This is a genomic window from Cellulomonas avistercoris (assembly GCF_014836445.1).
GTDB classification, from domain to species: Bacteria; Actinomycetota; Actinomycetes; order Actinomycetales; family Cellulomonadaceae; genus Cellulomonas; species Cellulomonas avistercoris.
Genome location: NZ_JACSQV010000001.1, coordinates 284,955 through 306,928, shown reverse-complemented (window position 1 = coordinate 306,928; position 21,974 = coordinate 284,955). Strand labels below are relative to the sequence as shown.

The following is a 21,974-nucleotide window of genomic DNA, read 5'->3' as shown; positions in this document are numbered from 1 at the left end:
GCGGGGCGGCGGTTGGCAGGACGGGCGCGCGCGGCGGGGGACAATGGGCGCATGGAGCAGCCGGACGCCACCACGACGCACGCCTCGGACGACCACCGGGTCGACCCCGCCGACCCCGCCGCGGCCCCGGCCGCGGACGCGTCGGACGCCGACGGCGTCGACGACGCGGCGCGTGAGCGGGCCCTGCTCGCCGGCCTCGCCGAGTACGACCTCGCCGACGAGGACCTCGCCCTCCTCGAGGGTGACGGCACCGACGGCGACGACCGCGAGATCCCCACGACGCTGCCGGTCCTCGCCGTCGTCGGACGCCCGAACGTCGGCAAGTCGACCCTGGTCAACCGCATCATCGGCCGTCGCGAGGCCGTCGTCGAGGACAACCCCGGCGTCACGCGCGACCGCGTCAGCTACCCCGCCGAGTGGTCGGGCCGGCGCTTCACGCTCGTCGACACCGGCGGCTGGGAGGTCGACGTCGCGGGCATCCACAAGGCGGTCGCCCAGCAGGCGGAGGTCGCGATCGAGCTCGCCGACGCCGTGCTGTTCGTCGTGGACGCGACCGTCGGCTCCACCGACACCGACGAGCAGGTCGTGCGCCTGCTGCGCCGCTCGGGCAAGCCCGTCGTGCTCGTCGCCAACAAGGTCGACGGCCCCGCGGTCGAGGCCGACGCAGCCGCGCTGTGGTCCCTGGGGCTCGGCCAGCCGCACCCCATCTCGGCCCTGCACGGCCGCGGCACGGGTGACCTGCTCGACGCCGCGATGGCCGCGCTGCCCAGGGTCTCGGCGCACGCCACGCCCCTGCCGGACGGTCCGCGCCGCGTCGCGCTGGTCGGTCGCCCCAACGTCGGCAAGTCCTCGCTGCTGAACAAGGTCGTCGGTTCCGAGCGCGTCGTCGTCGACGACGTCGCCGGCACCACGCGTGACCCCGTCGACGAGCTGGTCGCGCTCGGTGGCAAGCCGTGGGTCTTCGTCGACACCGCCGGCATCCGCCGCCGCGTGCACCAGACGTCCGGCGCCGACTTCTACGCCTCGCTGCGCACCCAGGCGGCCATCGAGAAGGCCGAGGTCGCGGTCGTGCTCGTCGACGCCTCGGCGCCCATGACGGAGCAGGACATCCGCATCGTGCAGCACGTCATCGACGCGGGCCGCGCGCTGGTCGTCGCGTACAACAAGTGGGACCTCATGGACGACGACCGCCGTCCCTACCTCGAGCGCGAGATCGAGCAGCAGCTCGTCCAGGTGCAGTGGGCGCCCCGCGTCAACGTCTCGGCGCGCACCGGGTGGCACACCGACCGGCTCGTGCCGGCACTCGAGCGGTCGCTGGCCTCGTGGGACACCCGCATCTCCACGGGACGTCTCAACGCCTTCCTCGGCGAGCTCGTCTCGGCGCACCCGCACCCGCTGCGCGGCGGCAAGCAGCCGCGCATCCTGTTCGCCACCCAGGCCTCGACGCGCCCGCCGCGCTTCGTCATCTTCGCCAGCGGGTTCCTCGAGCCGACGTACCGCCGGTTCATCGAGCGCCGCCTGCGCGAGACCTTCGGGTTCGAGGGCACGCCCATCACGATCTCGGTGCGCGTCCGCGAGAAGCGCAAGAGGTGACGCGAGGGTGAGAGCCCGGGCGCCCGAGGACCCCGCGCGTGCGGCGACGCACGCCATGCTGCGCCTCGGCCTGCCGCGGGACCCTCGCGGCCCCCGGCACCTGGCCACGTTCCTCGTCGCGACGGCCGCCACGGTCCTGCTGACGCGGGCGCTGCTGGCGGCGACCGGTTACCCGCAGCTCGGCGGCTCCGGCCTGCACATCGCCCACGTGCTGTGGGGCGGTCTGCTCATGGCGGTGGCGTTCGTGCTGCTGCTGTCGTTCGTCGGACCCTCGCTGCGTCCGCTGGGCGCGCTGGTCGGCGGCATCGGGTTCGGGCTGTTCGTCGACGAGGTCGGCAAGTTCGTCACGTCGGACAACGACTACTTCTACGAGCCGACGGCCGCCATCATCTACGCGACGGTCGTCGGTCTGGGCCTCGTCGCCGACACGCTGCACGGCCGGCGCCCGCGCGATCCGCGCGAGGCGCTCGCGGGGGCCGTGGACGAGGCCGTGGCGGGCGTCGTCGGTGGGTTCACGCCCACGGCCCGGCACCGTGCGGAGGCGCGCCTGGCCGATGCGGGCGACGTCCCCGGTGCGCGGGAGACGCGCGCGCTGCTGCGGAGCATCGAGGAGGACCACGCCGAGCTGCCCGACCCCGTGGGGCTCGTCGCCTCGGCCGTCGTGCGCGTGCTGCACACGATGGTGCGGGCGCGGTTCGTGCCGTGGCTGGCCGTCGCGGTGCTCGTCGGCACGTCCGGTGTCACCGTCACCGGCGCCGTGGTCCGGTGGTGGGGCGGCGACCGGTCCCCGGGCTGGGTGGTCGCCGGTGCGCTCGTCGCAGGCGCGGCGAGCGTCGTGCTGGCCGGGGTGGGGCTCGTGCGCGTCCGGCACGACGCCGTCGACGGCTACCTGTGGTTCCGCCGCGCGGTGCTCGTGAGCCTGCTGGTGACGCAATTCTTTTTGTTCCGGCTCTCGCAGTGGGACGCGTCGTGGGGCCTGCTCGTCGACCTGCTGGTGCTCGGGGTCGTCGGTGCCGAGCTCGAGGTCCTGCGGCGGCGGCGCGAGGAGCGCGACGCGAGCGCGTGACGCAGGTGCGACGAGGTGCGCGTGACGCGCCCGGCACCGCGATGTGGTCGGGGGAGCGGCGTCGGGTGCGATAGAGTCTTCGAGGTTCCTGCGGGGGCCGACGGGCTGTGGCGCAGCTTGGTAGCGCACTTGACTGGGGGTCAAGGGGTCGCAGGTTCAAATCCTGTCAGCCCGACGTCGACCACGTAGCAGAGGCCGTCCGCGAGATCGCGGACGGCCTCTCGCACGTCCAGGGCCCGGACGGGCCGGAGGAGCCGCAGGCCTCAGGACGCCTCGCGCGCGACCAGCACCGGGCACGCCGCGTGGCGCAGCACCTCGTGGCTGACGGATCCGAGCAGCATGCCGCGGAACGCGTCGAGACCGCGGCACCCCACGACGACCAGACCGGCGTCCTTGGACCGCTCGACGAGCGCGTGCGCGGGGTCGTCGTCGACGAGCTCGACGTCGACCTGCAGGTCGGGGTGCTCGGCGCGCAGCTCGGCGGCCAGGATGTCGGCCGCGACGCGGACGGGGTCCTGCGGCCCGACGGCCGCGGGCGCCGGGGTGTGCGTGCCGTACGGGTCCGCGACGGTCCGCCGCGCGTGCAGCACGACCAGCGGCGCGCCGCGCAGCGCGGCCTCCCGCGCGGCGTCACGGGCGGCGACGAAGGACGTCGCGGAGCCGTCGACGCCGACGAGGACGGGTGCGTGCGACTCCCTCACCTGCCGGCGCACCACGGCGACGGACGTCGGCGCGTGCGCGGCGAGGTGCGACGCGATGCCACCCAGGCGGTCGCCGGAGCGCAGCGAGCACGCGCCCACGACCAGCAGCTGCGCGCCGGCAGCGGCGTGGCGCAGCGCGGGCACCGCGGGCCCCTGCACGAGCCGCGCGGCGACGCGGCGGCCCGGCCGCTCGGCGACGGCCCGTGCCTGCTCCTTCTCGAGGTACCGCTGGGCCTCCTCGCCGAACCCCCAGTCGCCGGTCACGGGGTAGTAGCCCCACGGCGTGATCTCGCTCGGCTCCTGCCAGCAGCGGACGAGCAGCACGTCCGCGCCGCGCAGGTCCGCCTCCTTCAGGCCCCAGTCCAGGGTCGCCCTGCTGTGCTCGCCACCGTCGAGCGCGATGACGACCGTTCCGTTCTCCGCCATGACCGCCTCCTCGGTCGAGTCCCTGATGTCCTGTTCCTCTCCAGGGTCTCTCCGTGGGGCGCTCGCGGGCGGGGACCTTGTGCCCACGCGCACGGCGTGGCCAGGTGCAGGGCAGGCCAGGTGCAGGGCAGGCCAGGGGCACCGGGCCCGGGCGTCACCAGGTCCGGCGGTGCGACCTGTCGGCGAACCGTTCCATCGCGGCGAGCACGTCACCGGCCTGCCACACCCGGTCCCGGGTGCCGTTGCCGATCTGCTCGAGCACGCCGGCCTCGACGAGGCGTTCGATCGCGACCTGGGCGTTGACGGTCGAGACACCGAGCCGCTCGGCGGCCAGGCGCGCGTCGACCACCGGACGGGTCGTCACCAGGTCCGCCAGTGCCCACGCGGCGGCGCCGCGTCGTGCCCGGATCCGCTCGCCCCAGGCGGCGCGCGCCTCCGTGACGTCGGCGATGAGGCGGCGCGAGCTCGCCAGGGCGGGGAACACCGCCTGGGCCACCTCGGTGACGACGGCCTCGACGTCCCCGTCGCGGTAGGCGGTGAGGGCCTCGAAGTACCGGTCGGTGTCGGTGAGGAGCCCCGCGGAGACGGGGACGATCGCCTCGCGCGTCAGGCCCCCGTGGCGCAGCTGGGCGTGCAGGAGCGCGCGCCCGGTGCGGCCGTTGCCGTCGGGGAAGGGGTGGATCGCCTCGAACTGGGCGTGCGTCAGCGCGGCCTGCGCGAGCAGCGGGACGTCGTCGCGGGCCATGAACGCGGTGAGGTCGTCGATGGCCTCGGGGACGCGGTGGTGCACGGGTGCGACGTAGGCGGCGCCATGAGGGCTGCGCGAGGTGCCGCCGATCCAGACCTGCTGGTCGCGCCAGCGTCCCGCAGCGGCCGGCAGGTGGCCGATCATCAGGGCGCGGTGCATCGCGAGGACCGCGGCGCCGTCCAGCCGGTCGGCGACCTGCAGCGCCTGGGTCATCGCCGTCACGTTGGCGACGATCTCGTCCGCGTTCGCGCGGCCGCGTCGCCCGAGCTCGGCCAGCGCGACCGCACGGGGGGACGACGTGAGGTTCTCGATCTGGGAGGAGCTGGCCGCCTCGGTGCGCAGCAGCAGGGCGGCGAACGACGTGGTGGCGGCGTGCGTCTCACCGTCGAAGCGCGCGACCTCGGCGGACGCCTCCGCGACGAGCGCGGCCGTGGCGGACGGCAGATGGACGGGGGCGTCGGCGATGCGCGGCGGCACGGCGGCCTCGTAGCTGCCGGCGTGGGCGCTGCGAGAGGCGCGCGGTCCGTAGCCCGTGTCCGCAGGCTCCCACGGCACCGTCTCGGTCGAGAACGTGGGCCAGCCGCCGGTCGACCTCGCCCGATCCGTTGCCACGCGACGACGTTACCATCGGATCAGCACCTAACCATTGGTAACGGCTGCTGTCGCGTCCGGAAGACGCCGCTGCCGTCGCCCCGGCGCGCCGCAGCGTCCTGTGACCGATCACGCCGCCCCACCGGTGGCGCCGAGAGCCGCCGGTCCGCGCGCGGCGAGGTCACGCCGGCGCGCCTTGCCCGCGTCGTCGCGCACGGGGACGCGCACGACGTGCACGACCGTCGGGCGCCGCGGCGCGTCGAGGTGCGCCGCGGCGAAGGCGCGCAGCGTCGCACCGTCCACGTCCGCCGCGCCGACGTCCGCGACCGCCTCGACGTGCTGCCCGTACTCGTCGTCGGGCACGCCGTAGGCCGCGACCGACCGCACCGCCGGGTGCCGCTCCAGGACGCGCTCCACCTCGACGGGGTGGACCCGTTCGCCGCCCCGCACGACGACGTCGTCGTCGCGGTCGGTGATCCACAGGTACCCGTCGGCGTCGACGTGCCCGAGGTCCCCGAGCGTGTCCCACCCGTCGGCCGTGCGCCGCCCGGGCGCGCCGAGGTAGCGGTACGTGGGGGAGTCGCCGCGGCGCAGCCACACCAACCCCGTCTCGCCGGGCCGCGCCGGGGTGCCGTCGTCGCGCAGCACGCGCACCTGCGTGCCGCCGACCGGTCGGCCCACGCTGCCGCGGTGCCGCAGCCACTCGTCGCCGCGGATCATCGTCAGCCCGTTGGACTCCGACCCCGCGTAGACCTCGACGACCCGTTCGGGACCCAGCCAGTCGAGGAACCGCTCCTTGAGGTCCGGCGCGCACGGGGACCCCAGGTGCAGGACGCTCTGCAGCGACGCCAGCCGGCGCACGTCGCGCTCCGCCGCCGGCAGCCGCAGCAGCCGGTGCATCGTCGTCGGCACGAGCATCGCCCACGTCACGCCGTGGCGCTCGACCGCGTCGAGCCACGCACGGGCGTCGAACCGCGGCAGCACCACGAGCCGGTGCCCCGTCAGCAGGCCGCGGAACGCGTACGTGAACGTCGCCGAGTGCGTCAGCGGGCCGCTCACCAGCTGTGTCGCGGTCAGCGGCAGGAACGCGGCGACCGGCACGTCGGGGTCGAGCAGCGCGGGCGCCGCAGCCACGACCACCTTGGGTGCGCCCGTGCTGCCCGACGACGTCGGGGCCTTCCACGCCCGGGCCCACGCGTCCGGCAGCGGGCCGTCGTCCAGGTCGTCCCCGGGCTCCGTGCCGAGCGCGGGCACGCCCTCGACCGCGCACCCGACCGTCACCGCCGGGCGGGCGACGCGCACGACGGCCGCGAGCTCCCGCGGCGTGCGACCCGGCGCGACGGGCTGGGGCGTCGCGCCGGCCTTCCAGATCGCGACGCAGACCACGACCATCGCCGCGCCGTTGGGCAGCGACACCGTCACCAGGTCGTCGCGCGCGACCCCGTGCGCCAGCAGGTGGCGCGCGTACCGGTTGCTGCGACGGTCCAGCTCGCGCGCGGTCAGTGTCTCCTCGGCCGTGACGAGGACGACGCGGTCCGGGTCAGCGTCGGCCAGCCGGCTGACGACCCGCGAGATCGACAGGCGCGCCACCATCGCCCCCCTCCGCGACGACGGCCCGGTAGAACCGCTCGTGGGCCGCGGCCGCGGCGTCCCACGAGTGACCCGCCGCCAGCGCACGACCCCCGTCCGCACCCGCCGCGCGCGCACCGTCCAGGGCGTCGGACAGCGCCGCGGCGATGCTCGGCACGTCGCTGCCGTACGCGACGTGCTCGCCGAAGACCTCGCGCGTCACCGGCAGGTCGCGCGCCACCACGGGGACGCCCGCGGCGAGCCCCTCCATCGCCGCGAGCCCGAAACCCTCCTTCGTCGACACCATCGCCAGCACCGACGCCGCCGCCACCAGCGGGGGCACGTCGTCGTCGGCGAGCGTCCCGAGCACCACGGGCTCCACGCCCAGCTCGGCCGCCCGCTGCTCGAACCGCGCCCGGTACGGGCGGTAGTCGAACAGCGTCTCCCCGCCCCCCAGCACGAGCCGCACCGACGGGTGCGTGCGACGCAGCACCGCGCACGCCTCCAGCAGGTCGAGCGTCCCCTTGCGCGGCTCGATGCCGCCCAGCGCCAGGACGTACGCACCGAGCCGCCCCTGCCACGCCCGCCGGGCCGACGCCCCCGCGGGACCGGCCGCCGCCGCGAACCGCGCGGCATCGACCCCGTTGGGGATCACCGTCGGCGTGAGCCCGTACGCGGTGTGCACCTCGCGCGCCACCGCCCGCGACACGCACAGCCGCGCCACGGGCGCCGTCACCGCCAGGTCGTGGCAGCGCACCAGCTCCGGCGTCGTGAACTCGTCGAGGTGGTGGACGGTCCGCACCACGTCCACCCCGGCCGCCGCGGCCGCGTTCGCCGAGATGCAGTCCTGCGCGTGCACGACGTCCGCCGCACCGGCCCCGCGCTCGCGGGCCAGCGCGGCACCCATCACCCGGATCGACCGCACGATGCGCGCGCCCACCGTCTCGTCGTCCCGCGGCGCGAACGGCACCACGCGGACCGTCACGCTCGGGTCCACGGGACGGAAGAAGGTCGCGTCCCCACCGCGGCCTAACGTCCACACCGTCACGTCGTGCCCGCGCCGCGCCAGCGCCTCCGCCAGCGCGAGCGTGTGCACCACCCCGCCGCGCGGGCGGGTGGAGTAGGTGATCTGCGCGATCCGCACGCCGCCTCCCCTCAGGTCCGCGCGTACGCGCCGAGCGCGTACGCCCCGACGGCACGGTCCCGCAGGTGGTGCATGCTCCGCCGCGCCCGGGCCACGTCCCCGTGCACGTCGGCCGTCGCCACGGCCAGCCCGCCCTTCGCCCACGTCTTGGCGACGATCTCCCCGGCAGGGTCGACCACCTTGGCCTGCCCGAGGAACCGCAGGCCCCCCAGCACGCCCGTCTGGTTCGACGACACCACGTACAGCTGGTTCTCCGCGGCCCGCGCGCAGTCGTAGAGGTCGAACAGGTGCGCCTGCCGGTCGTTGCGGATGCGGTCCGAGCGGTCCGTGACGCTCGCGGGCCACGCGCTCAGGCACGCGAGCACCACCGCACCGTCCAGCGCGAGCGTGCGCGCCGACTCCGGGAACGTCTTGTCGAAGTCGATGAGCATCCCCAGCCGACCCAGCGGGGTGTCGAACGCCGCGAACCCGTCACCCGCGCGGTACGCCTCGTTCTCCGCCAGCGGCAGGTGCACCTTGCGGTGCACCCCGAGCACACCGTCGCCGTGCACGGCGACCGCGGTGTTGTAGCGCGCCCCCGCACCCGGGCCGGCCCGCTCGGCGATCCCGACGCACACCACCATGTCCCGTGCCAGCGCCGCGACCGCCGCGACCTCCGGCCCGTCCAGGCCCACCACCGGCGGCAGCGGACCCCCCTCGGGGTGGTACAGGTCGTGCAGGTACCCGCCGATCGTCGCGTCCGGCAGCACCAGCAGGTCGACGCCGCGCTCGCGGGCGTGCGCGACGATCCCCGCGATCTTGGCCAGGCTCCGCTCGACGTCACGGCCGAAGTGCGCCGCGACCGCCGCCATCGTCACCACCGCCGCACCACGCCCGCGCCGTGCTCGCTCACCCGCCCACCGCCCCCGCGGGCACGGACACGGCCCCGGCGGGCGGCTCCGGGCCCGCCCAGCCGCCCGCGACCACCTGCTCCGCCAGGTGCCGCGCGTCGTCCGCCACCCCGAGGAACCGGCCCGACCCCCAGGTGTGCTGCCACGGCAGCCCCAGGAACGCCAGGCCGGGCTCCGGGCTCAGGCCGCGGACGTGCCGCGGGTGGCCCTCGTCGTCCAGCACCGCACCCGCGAGCGGACCGAGCCAGGACCAGTCGGCACGGAACCCGACGGACCACACGACCGCGGCGAGCCGGTCGACCGGCAGCGACGAGGGCTCCTCGTCCGGCCGCCACACCGGGGTGTACCGCGCCTCGACCGGCGCGCTGATGCCATGGGCCGCGACGTGCCGGTCGATGTCGTCCTTGATCGACTCCGCCACGGCGTCCGCGTGGTCCAGGTCCGCCGCGAGCGTCGGCGCGAACGTCACCGCCGCCGCACCCGACGCGTCCAGCCCGACACCCGTCGCCCGCCCGTACAGGTGCATGCCGCGCCGCGCGAAGTCCCGCAGGTCGACGTCCCGCCCGCCGTCACGCCCCGTCACGTAGTGGTTCGTCGACTCGCGCTTGGCCAGGCCCCGGGCCGCGACGGGCACGTCGTACACGCCCATCTCGGCCAGCCACGTCATGCAGTCCCGGCCCCGGTAGCGACGCGCCACCCGCGGCGCGCGCCCCGCCGCCAGGTGCACCTCGCGGCCCGCCAGCAGCAGGTCTTCCGCGATCTGCGTCCCCGACTGCCCCGTGCCCACCACGAGCACCGGGCCCGGGGGCAGCCGGTCCGCGCTGCGGTACCGGTGCGAGTGCACCTGCACCACCCCCGGCGGCAGCGCGCCCGCCCACGCCGGCGTCACCGGCCGGTGGTACCCGCCCACCGCGGCGACCACGACGTCCGCCGTGACGACCCCCGCGGACGTCGACACGACGAACCCGCCGCCCTCGCGCCGCGCGAGCCGCGTCACGGCCACCCCCTCGGCCACCGGAGCGTCGAACGTGTCCGCGTACCGCCGCACCCACCGGTAGACCTCGTCGCGGCGCATGAACCCGTCCGGGTCCGGCCCGTCGTACGCGTAGCCCGGCAGGCGGCAGTGCCAGTTCGGCGTCACCAGCGTGAAGGCGTCCCACCGGCCGTCACGCCACTCGTGCGCGACGCTCTCACGCTCGAGCACCAGGTGGTCCACCCCGCGGGCCACCAGCTCGTGCGACAGCGCCAGGCCCGCCTGACCCCCACCGACCACGACCACCCGGTGGTGCGCGCCCCCGCGGACGCGGACCCGGATCACGTCGCACCCCCACGCGCACCCGCGACGACGCCCCGCACCGCACCGGGCAGCGGCGGGGCCATCCGCACCACCCGCACCGGTGCCCCCGGGGCGAACCGCGCCGCCAGCCCCTCGATCTGCGCCTGCTGCTGCGCCGCCGACGTGCACCGCAGGCCGTAGCGCTCGCGGACCCGGTCGCTCGCCTCCGCCAGCGCCCGCGACGTGCGCGCCACGAGCTCCGCGACCGCGTAGTCGGCACCCACCTCGAGGTGGTCCCACACCACGAGGCTGGGGGAGTAGCACGAGGTCCCCGTGCCGTCGGGCCAGCGCAGCTCGAACGTCATCTCAGGCATGCGCGTGCTCCCGCCGGACGGTCGTCGGGGACGCGACGGCCGTGACCGGGCCGTACGCGTCGGGCCGCCGGTCGCGCAGGTGGAACATCCCCGCCCGCATCGCCCGGAACGTGCCCTCCACGTCGATCTCCGCGACCGCCAGCCCCGCACCCAGCAGCGTCGTCGCGAGGACGTTGCCGCCCGGGTCCACGACCTTGCTGTTGGCCACGTAGCGCAGCGAGCCGAACGTGCCCGACTGGTTCGACGCGATCCAGAACACCTGGTTGTCCAGCGCACGCGCGCTGTCGAACAGGTTGAACCGGTACGTCCACCGGTCCTCCTGCAGGTCCTGGGCCGTCGCGGTGCGCGCCGCCGGCCACGCCGACAGCGAGACGATGATCTCCGCACCGTCCAGGGCCAGCACGCGCGCGGCCTCCGGGAACGCCTTGTCGTAGCAGATCTGCATCCCGAGACGCCCCACCGGGGTGTCGAACGCCCGGTACCCCGCACCCGCCGCGTACGACGCACCCTCGCCCAGCGGCTGGTGCACCTTGCGGTACGAGCCGTACACGCGCGTCCCGTCCAGGCAGACCGCCGCGTTGTAGCGCGTCACGCCGTCCTCGCCGAGCTCGCAGAAGCCGATGACGACGACCGTGTCCCCGGCCAGCGCCTGCACGCGGGCGATCTCGGGCCCGTCCAGCCGGACCGCCGGCGGCAGCGACCGGGGCTCCGCCCCCGCCGTGTCGCCGTGGTTGCCCAACGACGACAGGTAGCCGCCGATCGACGCCTCCGGGAAGACCACCAGGCGCGCCCCCGCCGCGCGCGCGTCCGCCAGCGTCTGCTCGACGACCGCGAAGTTCTGCTCCAGGTCCCGTGTGAAGTTCGCCGACACCGCGGCGACCGTGAGGGTCACGACGCGCCCCTCACAGGTTGTACGTCGAGTTGATGACCGCACCCTTGCGCGCGTAGTGGATCAGCGCGTCCTGGACGTCCAGCGGGTGCGCCGGGACGACACCCGCGAGCAGGTCCTCCTCGCGCATGCCGTGCAGCGCCATCCCGAAGCGGCAGCAGAACACCGTGCCCCCCTCGGCGATGAACGTCTCCAGCGACCCGTTCATGTTGAGCTCACCGGGGAACCCCGCGTCGCCCGTGGTCGGGAAGCCGCGGTTCGCCGCGCACGCCAGCGTGCCCGGCCCGTAGAAGTAGATGGCCGACTCGAAGCCCTTGCGCAGCGCACGCGTCGCCTGCAGGATCGCGACGAAGCTCACCGAGGACTCGTGCGGGATGCCGTGCACGAGAGTGAAGTACGACTCACCCTCCTGCGCCTGGTAGTCGGGGAAGATCTTGGTCGAGCCGTACAGGTTGGTGCCCTTCGGCAACGACGGGTGCGGGATCTCCGCGAGCGACGCCTCGATGTTGGCCTGGATCTGCTCGTCGAACGGCATGGTGCTCCTCCTGGGTGGGGACGGCGGGGGGACGACCGGCGGCGGACGCCACCGGCGGGTAGGTGGTCGGGCGCTCAGGCGGCGCCCAGGCCCGTGGCGGCGCCCGGGACGGCCGTCGTGACGGCGCCGTCGGGCCACCGCAGCCGCACGCCCGGCTCGACCGTCAGCCGCCCGCACTCGGCGGACGCCGCGAGCGCCCCGACGGCGGCCGGCATGCGCGAGGTGTGCGGCTCGTCGGCCGTGAGCATCCCGAAGCCGGGGAAGCAGGTCAGCCAGTCGCCGGTGGCGGCGCTCGCGGGCGTCGGGACGCGGTCGACCTCGATCTCGGCACCCGTGCCCGAGGCCTCGGCGAGCATCGCGGTGGTCCCCACGACCCCGGCCATGGACACGTCCTTGGCCGCACGCGGTGCGGCGCGCGCGACGGCCGTGGCCAGGTGCCGCAGGTCGGCGGCGCCGCGCGCCGAGGTCGAGTCCCACTGCCGCCCCTCGAACCCGCGACGCCACCGCCCGGTCAGGTCCGCCGTCAGCGACAGCGCGTCGCCGGGGTGGCCGCCGCCGCCGGGCACCGGACGGTCGGTCCGTCCCAGGGCCGTCACCGACAGCGCGGCCGGCACGCCGAGCTGGGTGTGCCCGCCGAGGACGGGGACCCCCCACGCCTGGGCGGCGCTGCGCACACCGTTCATGACGCGGCGGGCGAACGACTCGGTGGGGGCCCCGAGCGCGTCGAGCAGACCCACGGGGTGCGCCCCCATCGCCGTGAGGTCGTTGACGTTGACGAGCACCGCGCACCAGCCGGCCCACTCCGGGTCGCGCTCGAGCAGCGCGGGCAGGATCGCGTCGCACGCGGCGACCAGGTCAGTGCCGGGGACCGGTGCGCCGTCGTCACCGCGGAAGCCCGCACCGCCGAGCGTGCCGACCGGCAGGACCGTGCCGACGTCGGCCGCCAGGGGGCCGAGCACCGAGGCGAGTGCCGACTTCGTCGAGCGGACCAGGTCGGCGACCCGCGTGACGGGCCAGCGCATGCGGACGTGCGGGCTGCCCTGCACGTCGCACGCCGCCCAGGCCTGCCAGCCCAGGCGCTCGAAGAGGACGCGGTTACGCACCTGCACCGTCGCCTCGAACCGCAGGACGCCGAGCTCCGTGGCCCGGACGCAGGCGGCGCGCACGAGGGCCGCACCGATCCCACCGGCTCCGCGGGCACCGCGAGCCACCACCAGCCGGCTCCCCGTCCACCAGCCCAGGTCGCGCCCCGAGGCGGCGAGCGCCTCGGCCGCCGGCGCCAGCCGCACGCCACCCAGGACCCGCCCCGCGGGGTCGACGGCGACGAGCACCTCGGTGCGCGGGTCGTCGTCGACACCGTCCGCGTCGTCGACCGCGAAGAGCCCCTGCTCGTCGACGAAGACCTCGCGGCGCAGCGCGCGGTAGGCCGCGACGTGCCGCGCCGCGGCCCGGCGCACGGTCCACGCAGCGGCAGGGACGGTCCGCGGGAGCACGGACCCGGAGAGCGTGGGCACGTCGAGCACGTCAGCCCCCCGCCGTCGACAGCGCGCTGCACGCGCCGCACGCGGCGCACCCGGCCGCCTGGTCGGAGCCCCGCATGCCCGCCGCCCGCAGCAGCCCCGCGACGCGGGCGGTGACGTCGGCCACCACCCCCCGGCCCGGCGCCGGCACGTGGTCGACCTCGGTGGCGAGGGTGCCGGCGAGCGGTCGGAACGGGACGACGAACGGGTACACGCCCATCTCCACGAGCTCCGCGGCGGCCGTGACCAGGTCGTCGGGGTCCTCGCCCAGGCCCACGAGCAGGTACGTCGAGACCTGGTTGCGGCCGAACACCCGCACGGCCTCACGCCACGCCGTGCGGTACTCCTCGAGCGGCACCGTCGACTTGCCCGGCATCCACCGTCGTCGCACGTCGTCATCCATCGACTCGACGTGGATGCCGATCGAGCGCGCACCCGCGTCGTACAGGTCCGTCAGGGTCCGCAGGTCACCGGGAGGCTCGCACTGCACCTGGATCTCGAGCTCGGGGACGGCCTCCTTGACCGCCCGCACGCACCGCGCCAGGTGCGTGGCGCCGCGGTCACGGCCGTTGGACGTGCCGGTCGTCATGACCATCTGCGACACGCCGTCCAGGTCCCGCGCCGCGCGTGCGACCTCGGCGAGCATCGCCGGCGTCTTGACCGCGACCGTGCTCCCCGACGCCAGGGACGCCTCGATCGCGCAGAACCGGCAGCGCTCGCTCTCGTCGTACCGGACGCACGTCTGCACGACGGTGGTCGCCAGCACGTCCTTGCCGTGCAGCCGGGCGATCCTGTCGTACGGCGTCCCGTCGGACGTCGACAGGTCGTAGAACCGCGGGCGGGCCACGGGCGCCACGTCCATCCCCAGGTCGGCACCGTCGAGCGTCAGCCGGCCCGCGCGGACGACGTAGGGGCTGGTCGGGTCGATCGGGATCGCGGCCCCGGCACCACCGATGACGAAGTGTCCGTCGTCGCTCGGCCCCGCGCCGCCCTGACGGCGGACGGGGGCCTCGCTGCGCACCCCGAGGAGCGCGATGCTCACCCGGGTCGAGAGCTGGTCGGTCGGCGACATGCGACCAGTGAAGAGGGCGTCTCTTTCGCCCTGGTTCCGGCGGGAAGACGATCTCGTGACGTCTTGCGCACTTCGTGTCCGGCATGTGTCGCGGCACCGCTTCTCGCGACGGGTGCCGCGCGATGAGTTCGGGCACCGGGCCGCGTCAGTACAGGTGACCCAGGACGCCGGACCCCCGGCGTCCGCTCCCACGTCGCGGAGAGACCATGACCACCACGCACGAGCACCCGACCGCCCCCGCGACCGGGCGGCCCCCCGTCGTCGACCTCGCCACCTGGCAGGCCGCGCGCGACGAGCTCCTCGTCCGCGAGAAGGCGCACACCCGGGAGGGCGACGCGCTCGCGGCCGCACGTCGGCGCCTGCCGATGGTGGAGGTGGACGGCGACGTCGAGGTCGTCGGCGCGCAGGGCCCCGTGCCGTTCCTCGACCTCTTCGAGGGCCGCGACGAGCTCCTCGTCTACCAGCACATGTGGCACGACGGCGCCCCTCACCAGGGGCAGTGCGAGGGCTGCACCGTCACGGCGTGGCAGCAGAAGGACGCTGTCTACCTCCAGGCCCGGGGCGTCTCGTTCGCGATCCTGACGACCGGTCGGTGGGGCGAGGTCAAGCCGTACCTCGACTTCATGGGCTACACCCAGCCGTGGTACTCGGTGCGTGACGTGGCGCCGCCGATCGGCGGCGACATGGGCCGGCTCACGTGCTTCCTGCGCGACGGCGACCGCGCCTACCTCACGTACTCCACGACCGGTCGCGGCACCGAGGTCGCCGGGCCGTCGTTCGCGCTGCTCGACCTGACCCCGTACGGACGGGGCGAGGCCTGGCAGGAGAGCCCCGAGGGGTGGCCCGAGGGGAACGGCCCGTGCTGGTACTGGCGCACGGACGCCGACGGCGAGGCGACCTGGGGTCCGACCGGCCGACCGGTACCCCAGTGGACGCGCCCGGGTGCCGGCCCGGTCGAGACGCTCGGCCGGCACGGCGACCACCACTGACGTCCCCGAGATGCCGCCGCCGGCGTCGGGGTGCACGGTGGACGTGTCGGCAGGGAGCGCGCCGTTCGCCGACCGTGCCGCGGCGGGCGTCGTCCTGTCGCACCACCTGACGGCGTACGAGGACGACCCGCGCGTCGTGGTCCTGGCGCTGCCGCGTGGCGGCGTGCCCGTCGCGGCACCGCTCGCGGCGCGGCTCGGCGCCCCGCTGGACGTGCTGGTGGTGCGCAAGCTGGGCGTGCCGGGACACCCCGAGGTCGCCATGGGTGCGATCGCGGGCATCGGCGCGACGGTCGAGCTGGTGCACGAGGAGCGCGTCCGGGCCCGTGCGCACGTCACGCTCGACGACCTGGACCGCGCCCGCCGCCGGGAGCTCGTCGAGCTGCACCGCCGGGAGGCCGCGTACCGCGGCGGGCGCCCCGCACCGCGGCTGGCGGGACGGGTCGTCCTGCTGGTCGACGACGGTCTGGCCACGGGTGCGACGATGCGTGCCGCAGTCGCTGCCGTGCGCGGCCTCGCACCGGCTCGTGTGGTCGTCGCGGTACCCGTGGGCTCCGACGGCGGCTGCGCGGCGCTGGCACGTGTCGCCGACGACGTGGTGTGCGTCCGGCGACCGGCACCGTTCCGTGCGGTCGGGCAGGCCTACGCCGACTTCGACCCGCCGTCGGACGACGAGGTCCGCGCGCTGCTCGCGCGGGGCGGGGGAGCAGGGGCCACGGACCGGGGGGTGTGACGGTTGCGGGCGTGACGTCGCGCTCGCGGCGCGTCAGGCGGTCGTCACGGCGCCGTCTCCCGGGTCCGCGCCGACCTCTGCCTCGTCGCCGTCGGGCGTCGCGCGGGTGGTCGGCGGTCCGCTGAGCCCGCGGGGCGGTGCGCCGAGACGCGACGTCATGTGACCGCCGAGGTAGCCGCTCACACCCACCGCGCCGGTGGCCGCGAGCGAGGCCGCGACGCCCGCGCCGCGCGAGCCGCGCCGGCGCAGCACCCAGGAGGTGGCGTACAGCGCCAGCGCGGCGGAGTTCAGGACGGCGTGGGCCGCCCCCACCCGCTGCGTCCGCCGGCCCGACGCCGACCAGTCGGCCAGACCCGTCAGCGACGTGGGCAGTGCCGCGAGGACGCCCAGCCCGAGAAGGCGATCGGCGTGCGGGCGGGCCGACGGGCCGCCCGTGAGGTCGAGCACGACGGCGCTGGACCACAGCGCGATGGGCGCGTCCGTCATGAGCGGGTGCAGCGCGTGCCCCAGGGGGCGTCCGTGCAGGAGCGCCGCGAGCCCGGGACGGCGTTCGAGCAGGTCGGCCACCACGGGCCGCACGCGCTCGACGACGGGTCGAGGGCAGTGCTGTCCTCAAGGGCGCGGACCGCTCGCAGGGCGGGGGACTGGTCGTCGGTGCGGGTCATCGGGACCTCCGTGTCGGCGACGGTGCCTGGTCGCCGTCGAGCGTCTCACGGGTCGTCCGTCTCCGCAGGGCCGCGACGGGTTCCAGGAGAGTGCGCAAGATAACGGAACCTAGCGCCAATCCCGGCGCACGACGACAGCACCCCCGGCCCTGACGGGCCGGGGGATGAGGCCCGGGAGCAGCGGCCGGGACTCCGGTCCCACGTCGGGGACCGCCGGCGGTGGGAGTGTCGGCATGCCGGACGCCCGTACCTCGTGGCGCCGGTCGACACGGAGGTCGAGCAGCGGTGGCAGGACCGACCAGCACACGTCCGGGGACGGACCGCGTCCCTGCGGTCGAGCGACCGGTGACCAGCCCACCGCCACGACCCGCCACCTGGGTCCTCAAGGCGGTGATGGCCGTGACGGGGACGGTCCTGGTGGTGTTCGCGGTCGTGCACCTCGTCGGGAACCTCAAGATCTTCCTGGGACCCGAGCAGCTCGACGGGTACGCGCACTGGCTGCACGAGGACCTGCTGGCGCCGCTCGTGCCGCACGGCTGGTTCATCTGGATCTTCCGGGCCGTCATGCTGGCGGCGCTGCTGGCGCACGTCGCGGCGGGGGTCGTCCTGCGGCGGCGGGCGCGCGTCGCACGCGGGCCCCACCGGCGCCAGGGCCTGCGCGGCCTGCGCAGCTTCCAGGCCCGCAGCATGCTCGTGACGGGGACCGTCCTGCTGCTCTTCGTCGTCTTCCACGTGCTCGACATCACGACCGGCACGCGCCCTGCGGCCACGGACGCGTTCGTCCCGGGCGAGGCGTACGCGAACATCGTGAGCTCGTTCCAGCGGCCCGCCGTGGCCGCGTTCTACGTGCTGGCGATCGGCGTCCTGACGCTCCACCTCGCCCACGGTCTGTGGAGCGTGGTCAACGACCTCGGCGCCACGGGTCGACGGCTGCGGGCGACGGGCGCGGCGGTCGCCGGCGTGGTCGGGCTGCTCGTCCTCGTCGGCAACCTGCTCATCCCGGTCGCGGTCCTGACGGGAGTCGTCGCGTGACCGCGGGGACGCCCGGAGCGGGGACGGGTCCGGTGCTCGCACCCGACGACGTCCGCGTGGTCGGGTGCCCGCTCGACGGCCACGTGCCCGACGTGCCCGCCGAGCAGGCCTGGGACGACCGGCGCCTGCACTACGACCTCGTCGCACCCGCCAACCGCCGCAAGTTCACCGTGATCGTCGTCGGCACGGGACTGGCGGGCGCGGGCGCAGCAGCGGCGCTCGGCGAGCTCGGCTACCAGGTGGAGTGCTTCACCATCCACGACGCGCCGCGCCGCGCGCACTCGGTGGCGGCGCAGGGCGGCATCAACGCCGCACGCGCCCGCAAGGTCGACAACGACTCCGTGCACCGGTTCGTCAAGGACACGGTCAAGGGCGGGGACTTCCGCGGGCGCGAGGCCGACGCGTACCGGCTCGGTCAGGAGTCGGTCCGCGTCATCGACCACATGAACGCGATCGGCGCACCCTTCGCGCGCGAGTACGGCGGCGAGCTGGCCACGCGGTCGTTCGGCGGCGTCCAGGTCTCCCGCACGTACTACACGCGCGGGCAGACGGGCCAGCAGCTGCAGGTCGCGGGGGCGAACGCGCTCCTGCGCCAGGTGGCGCGCGGCGCGGTCGCGCTGCACACGCGCCAGGAGATGCTCGACCTCGTCGTCGCCGACGGGCGGGCGCAGGGCATCGTCGTGCGTGACCTCGTCACGGGCGAGGTGCGTGCGGTCACCGGCCACGCGGTGGTGCTGGCCACGGGCGGCTACGGCAACATCTACTGCAAGTCGACGCTCGCGCGGAACTCCAACGCCACCGCCGCCTGGCGGGCCCACCGGCGCGGTGCCCACTTCGCGAACCCCGCGTTCATCCAGTTCCACCCCACGGCGCTGCCCCTGACGAGCCAGTGGCAGTCCAAGACGATCCTCATGTCCGAGTCGCTGCGCAACGACGGACGCATCTGGGTGCCGCTGCGGGCCGACGACGACCGCGCGCCCGCCGACATCCCGGAGGCCGAGCGCGACTACTACCTCGAGCGTCGCTACCCGACGTACGGCAACCTCACGCCGCGGGACGTCGCCTCGCGCGCCGCCCGCGAGCGCATCGACGCCGGCCACGGGGTCGGGCCGCTGAGGAACGCCGTGTACCTGGACTTCGCGGACGCCGTCGCACGGCTCGGCCGCGAGGCGGTCATGACGCGCTACTCCAACCTGTTCCACATGTACGAGCAGGCCACGGGGGACGACCCGCTGCGCACGCCGATGCGGATCGCCCCCGGCGCCCACTTCGCGATGGGCGGGCTGTGGTCCGACTACGACCTCATGACGTCGGTCCCGGGGCTCTTCGTCGGGGGAGAGGTCGGCTGGGGTTACCACGGTGCCAACCGCCTGGGGGCGAACTCGCTGCTCTCGGCGTGCGTCGACGGGTGGTTCACCCTGCCGTACGCCGTCCCCGGCTACCTGGCACCCCTGCTGGGGTCGCCGGTCCTGCGGCAGGAGGACGAGGCCGTTCTCGACGCGCTCGAGGCGGTCCGTGCGCGGACCGAGCGCCTCCTGAAGAACGACGGCACGCAGGGTCCGGACCGGTTCCACCGGCGGCTGGGGGAGATCCTCTACCGGTACGCGGGCGTGACGCGCACGCCGGAGGGGCTGGCGCAGGGCATCACCGAGATCCGCGCCCTGCGCGAGGAGTTCTGGCGCGACGTCCGGGTCCTCGGTGAGGGTGCGGCGCTCAACCAGGAGCTCGAACGTGCGGGCCGGGTGGCCGACTACCTCGAGATGGCCGAGCTGCTGTGCGTCGACGGGCTCGACCGGGACGAGAGCTGCGGCGCGCACTTCCGTGCCGACCACCAGACCCCCGACGGCGAGGCGCTGCGCGACGACGCGACGGGGTGCCGCGTCTCCGCGTGGGAGTCACCCGCCCCTGGCGCGGCGGACGGACGGTTCGTCCGGCACGACGAACCGCTCACGTTCCAGGCCGTGCCCCTGCAGACGAGGAACTACGCATGAGGCTCACGCTGGAGGTGTGGCGCCAGCCGGACGCGACGTCGGCGGGTGCGTTCGAGACGTACGTCGTGAGCGACGCGACCGCGGAGATGACCCTCCTGGAGCTGCTGGACCGGCTCAACGACCAGCTCGTGGAGGAGGGCCGCGAGCCCGTCGCGTTCGAGTCCGACTGCCGTGAGGGCATCTGCGGGTGCTGCGGCGTGAACGTGGACGGTCGCCCGCACGGGCCACAGGCGAACACGCCGTCGTGCGAGCAGCACGTGCGCTCGTTCGCCGACGGCGACCACGTGGTCCTCGAGCCGCTGCGCTCGGCGGCGTTCCCGGTGCTCAAGGACCTCGTCGTCGACCGGTCGGCGCTGGACCGCGTGATCCAGGCGGGCGGCCACGTGGCCGTCGACGCGGGCACCGCCCCCGACGCGGACAGCACGCGCATCGACCACGCGACGGCCGAGATGGCGCTGGACTTCGCCGCCTGCATCGGCTGCGGTGCGTGCGTCGCGGCGTGCCCGAACGGCTCGGCCTCGCTCTTCACGGGTGCCAAGCTCACGCACCTGGCGTCGCTGCCGCAGACCCGCGCCGAGCGCGGCCGGCGTGCGGTCGCGATGGTGGACCAGATGGAGCACGACTTCGGTCCGTGCTCGACGTACGGCGAGTGCGCGGTCGTGTGCCCGGCGGGGATCCCGCTGAGCGCGATCGCGGCGGTCGGCAAGGAGCGCATGCGGGCGTTCCTGCGGGGACGCGCGACCTGACCTGCGCGACCGGCGAAAGCGTGGGGGGCCGCGCCCCCGGGTGCGTTAGCGTCGCGGCGTGACCTCGCCGACCGACCGGGTGCCCTCGGTCCCGGAGCCGGCCGGGCAGCAGGCGGGCGCCCCCGACGACCTGGACCGGCTGCGGCGCCGCACGGTGGTGGTGCTCGCGGCGGCGCAGGTGCTCGGCGGGCTGGCGGCCGGTTCGGTCGTGACGGTCGGGTCGCTGCTCGCGGTCCGCCTGTCGGGCACCGAGGCGTGGGCCGGCTCGGTGACGACGGCGTCGACGCTCGGTGCCGCGCTGGCGGCGCTCGGGCTCGCGCGCCTGGCGGTCGCGCGCGGCCGGCGGCGCGCGCTGTCGACAGGGCTGGCGCTGGCGGCGGCGGGTGCCGTGGCCGTGGTCGCCGCGGCCGTGCTCCCCAGCTTCCCGCTGCTGCTGGTGGGGGGCGTGCTCATGGGCGTGGGCGGGGCCGTGAACCTGCAGTCCCGGTTCGCCGCCACCGACCTGTCCACGTCGGCCACGCGGTCGCGGGACCTGTCCCTGGTCGTCTGGACGAGCACCGTCGGTGCCGTCGTCGGGCCCAACCTCGTCCACCTGGACGCCTCGGCGATGCGGCTCACCGGCCTCCCGGAGCTCGCGAGCGTCTTCGTGTTCGCGGCACTCGGGCTGCTCGCCGCGCTCGTGGTCGTCCAGGTGGGCCTGCGGCCGGACCCGCTCGACGTCGCGGGCCGGCGGGACGGGACGACGGGGGAGCGGCGGCACGTGCCGCTGCGCGTCGCCCTGGCGACCCTGCGCCGCCACCCGCGGTCCGCGGGGGCCGTCCTCGGCATGCTGGCGGCGCACGCGGTGATGGTGGCCGTGATGTCGATGACGCCGGTGCACATGCAGGGCCACGGCGCGGGCGTGAACCTGGTGGGCCTGACGGTGAGCCTGCACCTCGCGGCCATGTTCGCGTTCTCTCCTCTCGTCGGTCTGGTCGCCGACGCGGCGGGACCGCTGCGCGTGCTCGTCGCCGGCATGGTGCTGGTCGTGCTCGCCGCGGCGGTGTGCGGCGTCGCGGGCGGCGACCACGTGCTCGTGACGGTGGGGCTGGGCCTGCTGGGGCTCGGCTGGTCCGCCGCGACGGTCGCGGGCTCGGCCATCGTGGCCGGTGACGTCCCCGGGCCCGAGCGCGTCGCGATCCAGGGGCTGTCCGACGCGGCGATGTCGCTCGCGGGAGCGGGTGGCGGTGCGATGGCCGGTGTCGTGCTCGCGCTCGTGGGGTACGCGGGCCTCAACGCGGTGTCGGCTGCGGTCGCGGTGCTCGCGGCCGTGGTCGTGCTGGTCGTGTCGCGCCGGGCGGAGCGGGTGCTGCCGGCGACCTGACCAGGCGTGCGGCGGTGCGCCCTGCGCGCGCGTGCGGGCGTGGTCCCGGTCGGCGGTGCGAAGG

20 protein-coding genes and 1 tRNA gene are annotated in these 21,974 nt (G+C 75.4%); 9 read left to right on the top strand and 12 right to left on the bottom strand.

The genetic code is table 11. The features are described from left to right. The first annotated feature begins 51 nt into the window (after nt 1–51). The 3 genes from der to H9657_RS01430 all read left to right on the top strand — a co-directional run bounded on the left by der (nt 52) and on the right by H9657_RS01430 (nt 2,834). Nucleotides 52–1,593 (top strand): ribosome biogenesis GTPase Der, encoded by a 1,542-nt coding sequence (gene der / locus H9657_RS01440; RefSeq protein WP_191779580.1) that lies wholly within the window; start codon nt 52–54, stop codon nt 1,591–1,593. 7 nt (nt 1,594–1,600) lie between these two features. Next, nucleotides 1,601–2,659, top strand: coding sequence for a hypothetical protein (locus H9657_RS01435; RefSeq protein ID WP_318241219.1), 1,059 nt, complete (start codon nt 1,601–1,603; stop codon nt 2,657–2,659). A gap of 101 nt (nt 2,660–2,760) precedes the next feature. Next, nucleotides 2,761–2,834 (top strand) — tRNA-Pro (locus H9657_RS01430). Nucleotides 2,835–2,922: 88 nt separating this feature from the next. Here H9657_RS01430 and H9657_RS01425 read toward each other — a convergent pair. The 11 genes from H9657_RS01425 to H9657_RS01375 form a co-directional block, all read right to left on the bottom strand. Continuing rightward, nucleotides 2,923–3,786 carry a universal stress protein gene (locus H9657_RS01425; protein WP_191779578.1) on the bottom strand — a complete coding sequence of 288 codons (864 nt, stop codon included), beginning with the start codon at nt 3,784–3,786 and terminating at the stop codon, nt 2,923–2,925. A 154-nt stretch (nt 3,787–3,940) separates the two neighbouring features. After that, nucleotides 3,941–5,146 (bottom strand): Fic family protein, encoded by a 1,206-nt coding sequence (locus H9657_RS01420; RefSeq protein WP_191779576.1) that lies wholly within the window; start codon nt 5,144–5,146, stop codon nt 3,941–3,943. A gap of 108 nt (nt 5,147–5,254) precedes the next feature. Continuing rightward, nucleotides 5,255–6,718, bottom strand: a complete 1,464-nt coding sequence (locus H9657_RS01415) for an AMP-binding protein (protein ID WP_191779574.1) — start codon at nt 6,716–6,718, stop codon at nt 5,255–5,257. Then, on the bottom strand, nt 6,666–7,838 hold the full coding sequence (locus H9657_RS01410; RefSeq protein ID WP_191779572.1) for an MSMEG_0565 family glycosyltransferase: 1,173 nt from the start codon (nt 7,836–7,838) through the stop codon (nt 6,666–6,668). Before H9657_RS01410 ends, H9657_RS01415 begins: the two co-directional genes overlap by 53 nt. Before the next feature lie 11 nt (nt 7,839–7,849). Then, a complete protein-coding gene (locus H9657_RS01405) occupies nt 7,850–8,689 on the bottom strand; it encodes a carbon-nitrogen hydrolase family protein (protein WP_191779571.1) in 840 nt (279 codons plus the stop codon). A 37-nt stretch (nt 8,690–8,726) separates the two neighbouring features. After that, nucleotides 8,727–10,046, bottom strand: coding sequence for an MSMEG_0569 family flavin-dependent oxidoreductase (locus H9657_RS01400; RefSeq protein ID WP_318241218.1), 1,320 nt, complete (start codon nt 10,044–10,046; stop codon nt 8,727–8,729). Further along, nucleotides 10,043–10,378, bottom strand: a complete 336-nt coding sequence (locus tag H9657_RS01395) for an MSMEG_0570 family nitrogen starvation response protein (RefSeq protein WP_191779569.1) — start codon at nt 10,376–10,378, stop codon at nt 10,043–10,045. Before H9657_RS01395 ends, H9657_RS01400 begins: the two co-directional genes overlap by 4 nt. After that, nucleotides 10,371–11,270, bottom strand: coding sequence for a carbon-nitrogen hydrolase family protein (locus H9657_RS01390; RefSeq protein WP_191779567.1), 900 nt, complete (start codon nt 11,268–11,270; stop codon nt 10,371–10,373). Before H9657_RS01390 ends, H9657_RS01395 begins: the two co-directional genes overlap by 8 nt. 10 nt (nt 11,271–11,280) lie before the next feature. After that, nucleotides 11,281–11,802 (bottom strand): MSMEG_0572/Sll0783 family nitrogen starvation response protein, encoded by a 522-nt coding sequence (locus H9657_RS01385; RefSeq protein ID WP_191779565.1) that lies wholly within the window; start codon nt 11,800–11,802, stop codon nt 11,281–11,283. A 74-nt stretch (nt 11,803–11,876) separates the two neighbouring features. After that, nucleotides 11,877–13,316 (bottom strand): MSMEG_0567/sll0787 family protein, encoded by a 1,440-nt coding sequence (locus tag H9657_RS01380; RefSeq protein ID WP_318241217.1) that lies wholly within the window; start codon nt 13,314–13,316, stop codon nt 11,877–11,879. Between the two features lie 10 nt (nt 13,317–13,326). After that, the gene (locus H9657_RS01375; protein WP_191779561.1) at nt 13,327–14,394 is read right to left on the bottom strand and encodes an MSMEG_0568 family radical SAM protein; all 1,068 of its coding nucleotides are present in this window, start codon (nt 14,392–14,394) and stop codon (nt 13,327–13,329) included. A 206-nt stretch (nt 14,395–14,600) separates the two neighbouring features. Here H9657_RS01375 and H9657_RS01370 point away from each other — a divergent pair, with 206 nt between their 5' ends. Further along, a complete protein-coding gene (locus tag H9657_RS01370) occupies nt 14,601–15,383 on the top strand; it encodes a DUF899 family protein (protein WP_191779559.1) in 783 nt (260 codons plus the stop codon). A 37-nt stretch (nt 15,384–15,420) separates the two neighbouring features. Then, nucleotides 15,421–16,113: a phosphoribosyltransferase gene (locus H9657_RS01365; RefSeq protein WP_318241216.1), complete on the top strand. Its 693-nt coding sequence runs from the start codon at nt 15,421–15,423 to the stop codon at nt 16,111–16,113. A gap of 33 nt (nt 16,114–16,146) precedes the next feature. Here H9657_RS01365 and H9657_RS01360 read toward each other — a convergent pair whose 3' ends face one another. Beyond that, the gene (locus tag H9657_RS01360; protein ID WP_318241215.1) at nt 16,147–16,683 is read right to left on the bottom strand and encodes a DUF2231 domain-containing protein; all 537 of its coding nucleotides are present in this window, start codon (nt 16,681–16,683) and stop codon (nt 16,147–16,149) included. A gap of 440 nt (nt 16,684–17,123) precedes the next feature. Here H9657_RS01360 and H9657_RS01355 point away from each other — a divergent pair, with 440 nt between their 5' ends. Genes H9657_RS01355 through H9657_RS01340 form a run of 4 tightly spaced genes read left to right on the top strand, consistent with a single transcriptional unit; the run spans nt 17,124 to nt 21,910 of the window. Further along, nucleotides 17,124–17,810: a succinate dehydrogenase cytochrome b subunit gene (locus tag H9657_RS01355; RefSeq protein ID WP_318241214.1), complete on the top strand. Its 687-nt coding sequence runs from the start codon at nt 17,124–17,126 to the stop codon at nt 17,808–17,810. Further along, entirely contained in the window at nt 17,807–19,801 is a 1,995-nt protein-coding gene (locus H9657_RS01350; RefSeq protein ID WP_318241213.1) for a fumarate reductase/succinate dehydrogenase flavoprotein subunit, read from the top strand. The genes H9657_RS01355 and H9657_RS01350 overlap by 4 nt, the downstream gene beginning before the upstream one ends. After that, complete coding sequence (locus H9657_RS01345; protein ID WP_191779553.1) at nt 19,798–20,547, top strand: succinate dehydrogenase/fumarate reductase iron-sulfur subunit; 750 nt, start codon at nt 19,798–19,800, stop codon at nt 20,545–20,547. The genes H9657_RS01350 and H9657_RS01345 overlap by 4 nt, the downstream gene beginning before the upstream one ends. Nucleotides 20,548–20,605: 58 nt before the next feature. Beyond that, a complete protein-coding gene (locus tag H9657_RS01340) occupies nt 20,606–21,910 on the top strand; it encodes an MFS transporter (RefSeq protein WP_318241212.1) in 1,305 nt (434 codons plus the stop codon). Nucleotides 21,911–21,974: the final 64 nt, after the last annotated feature.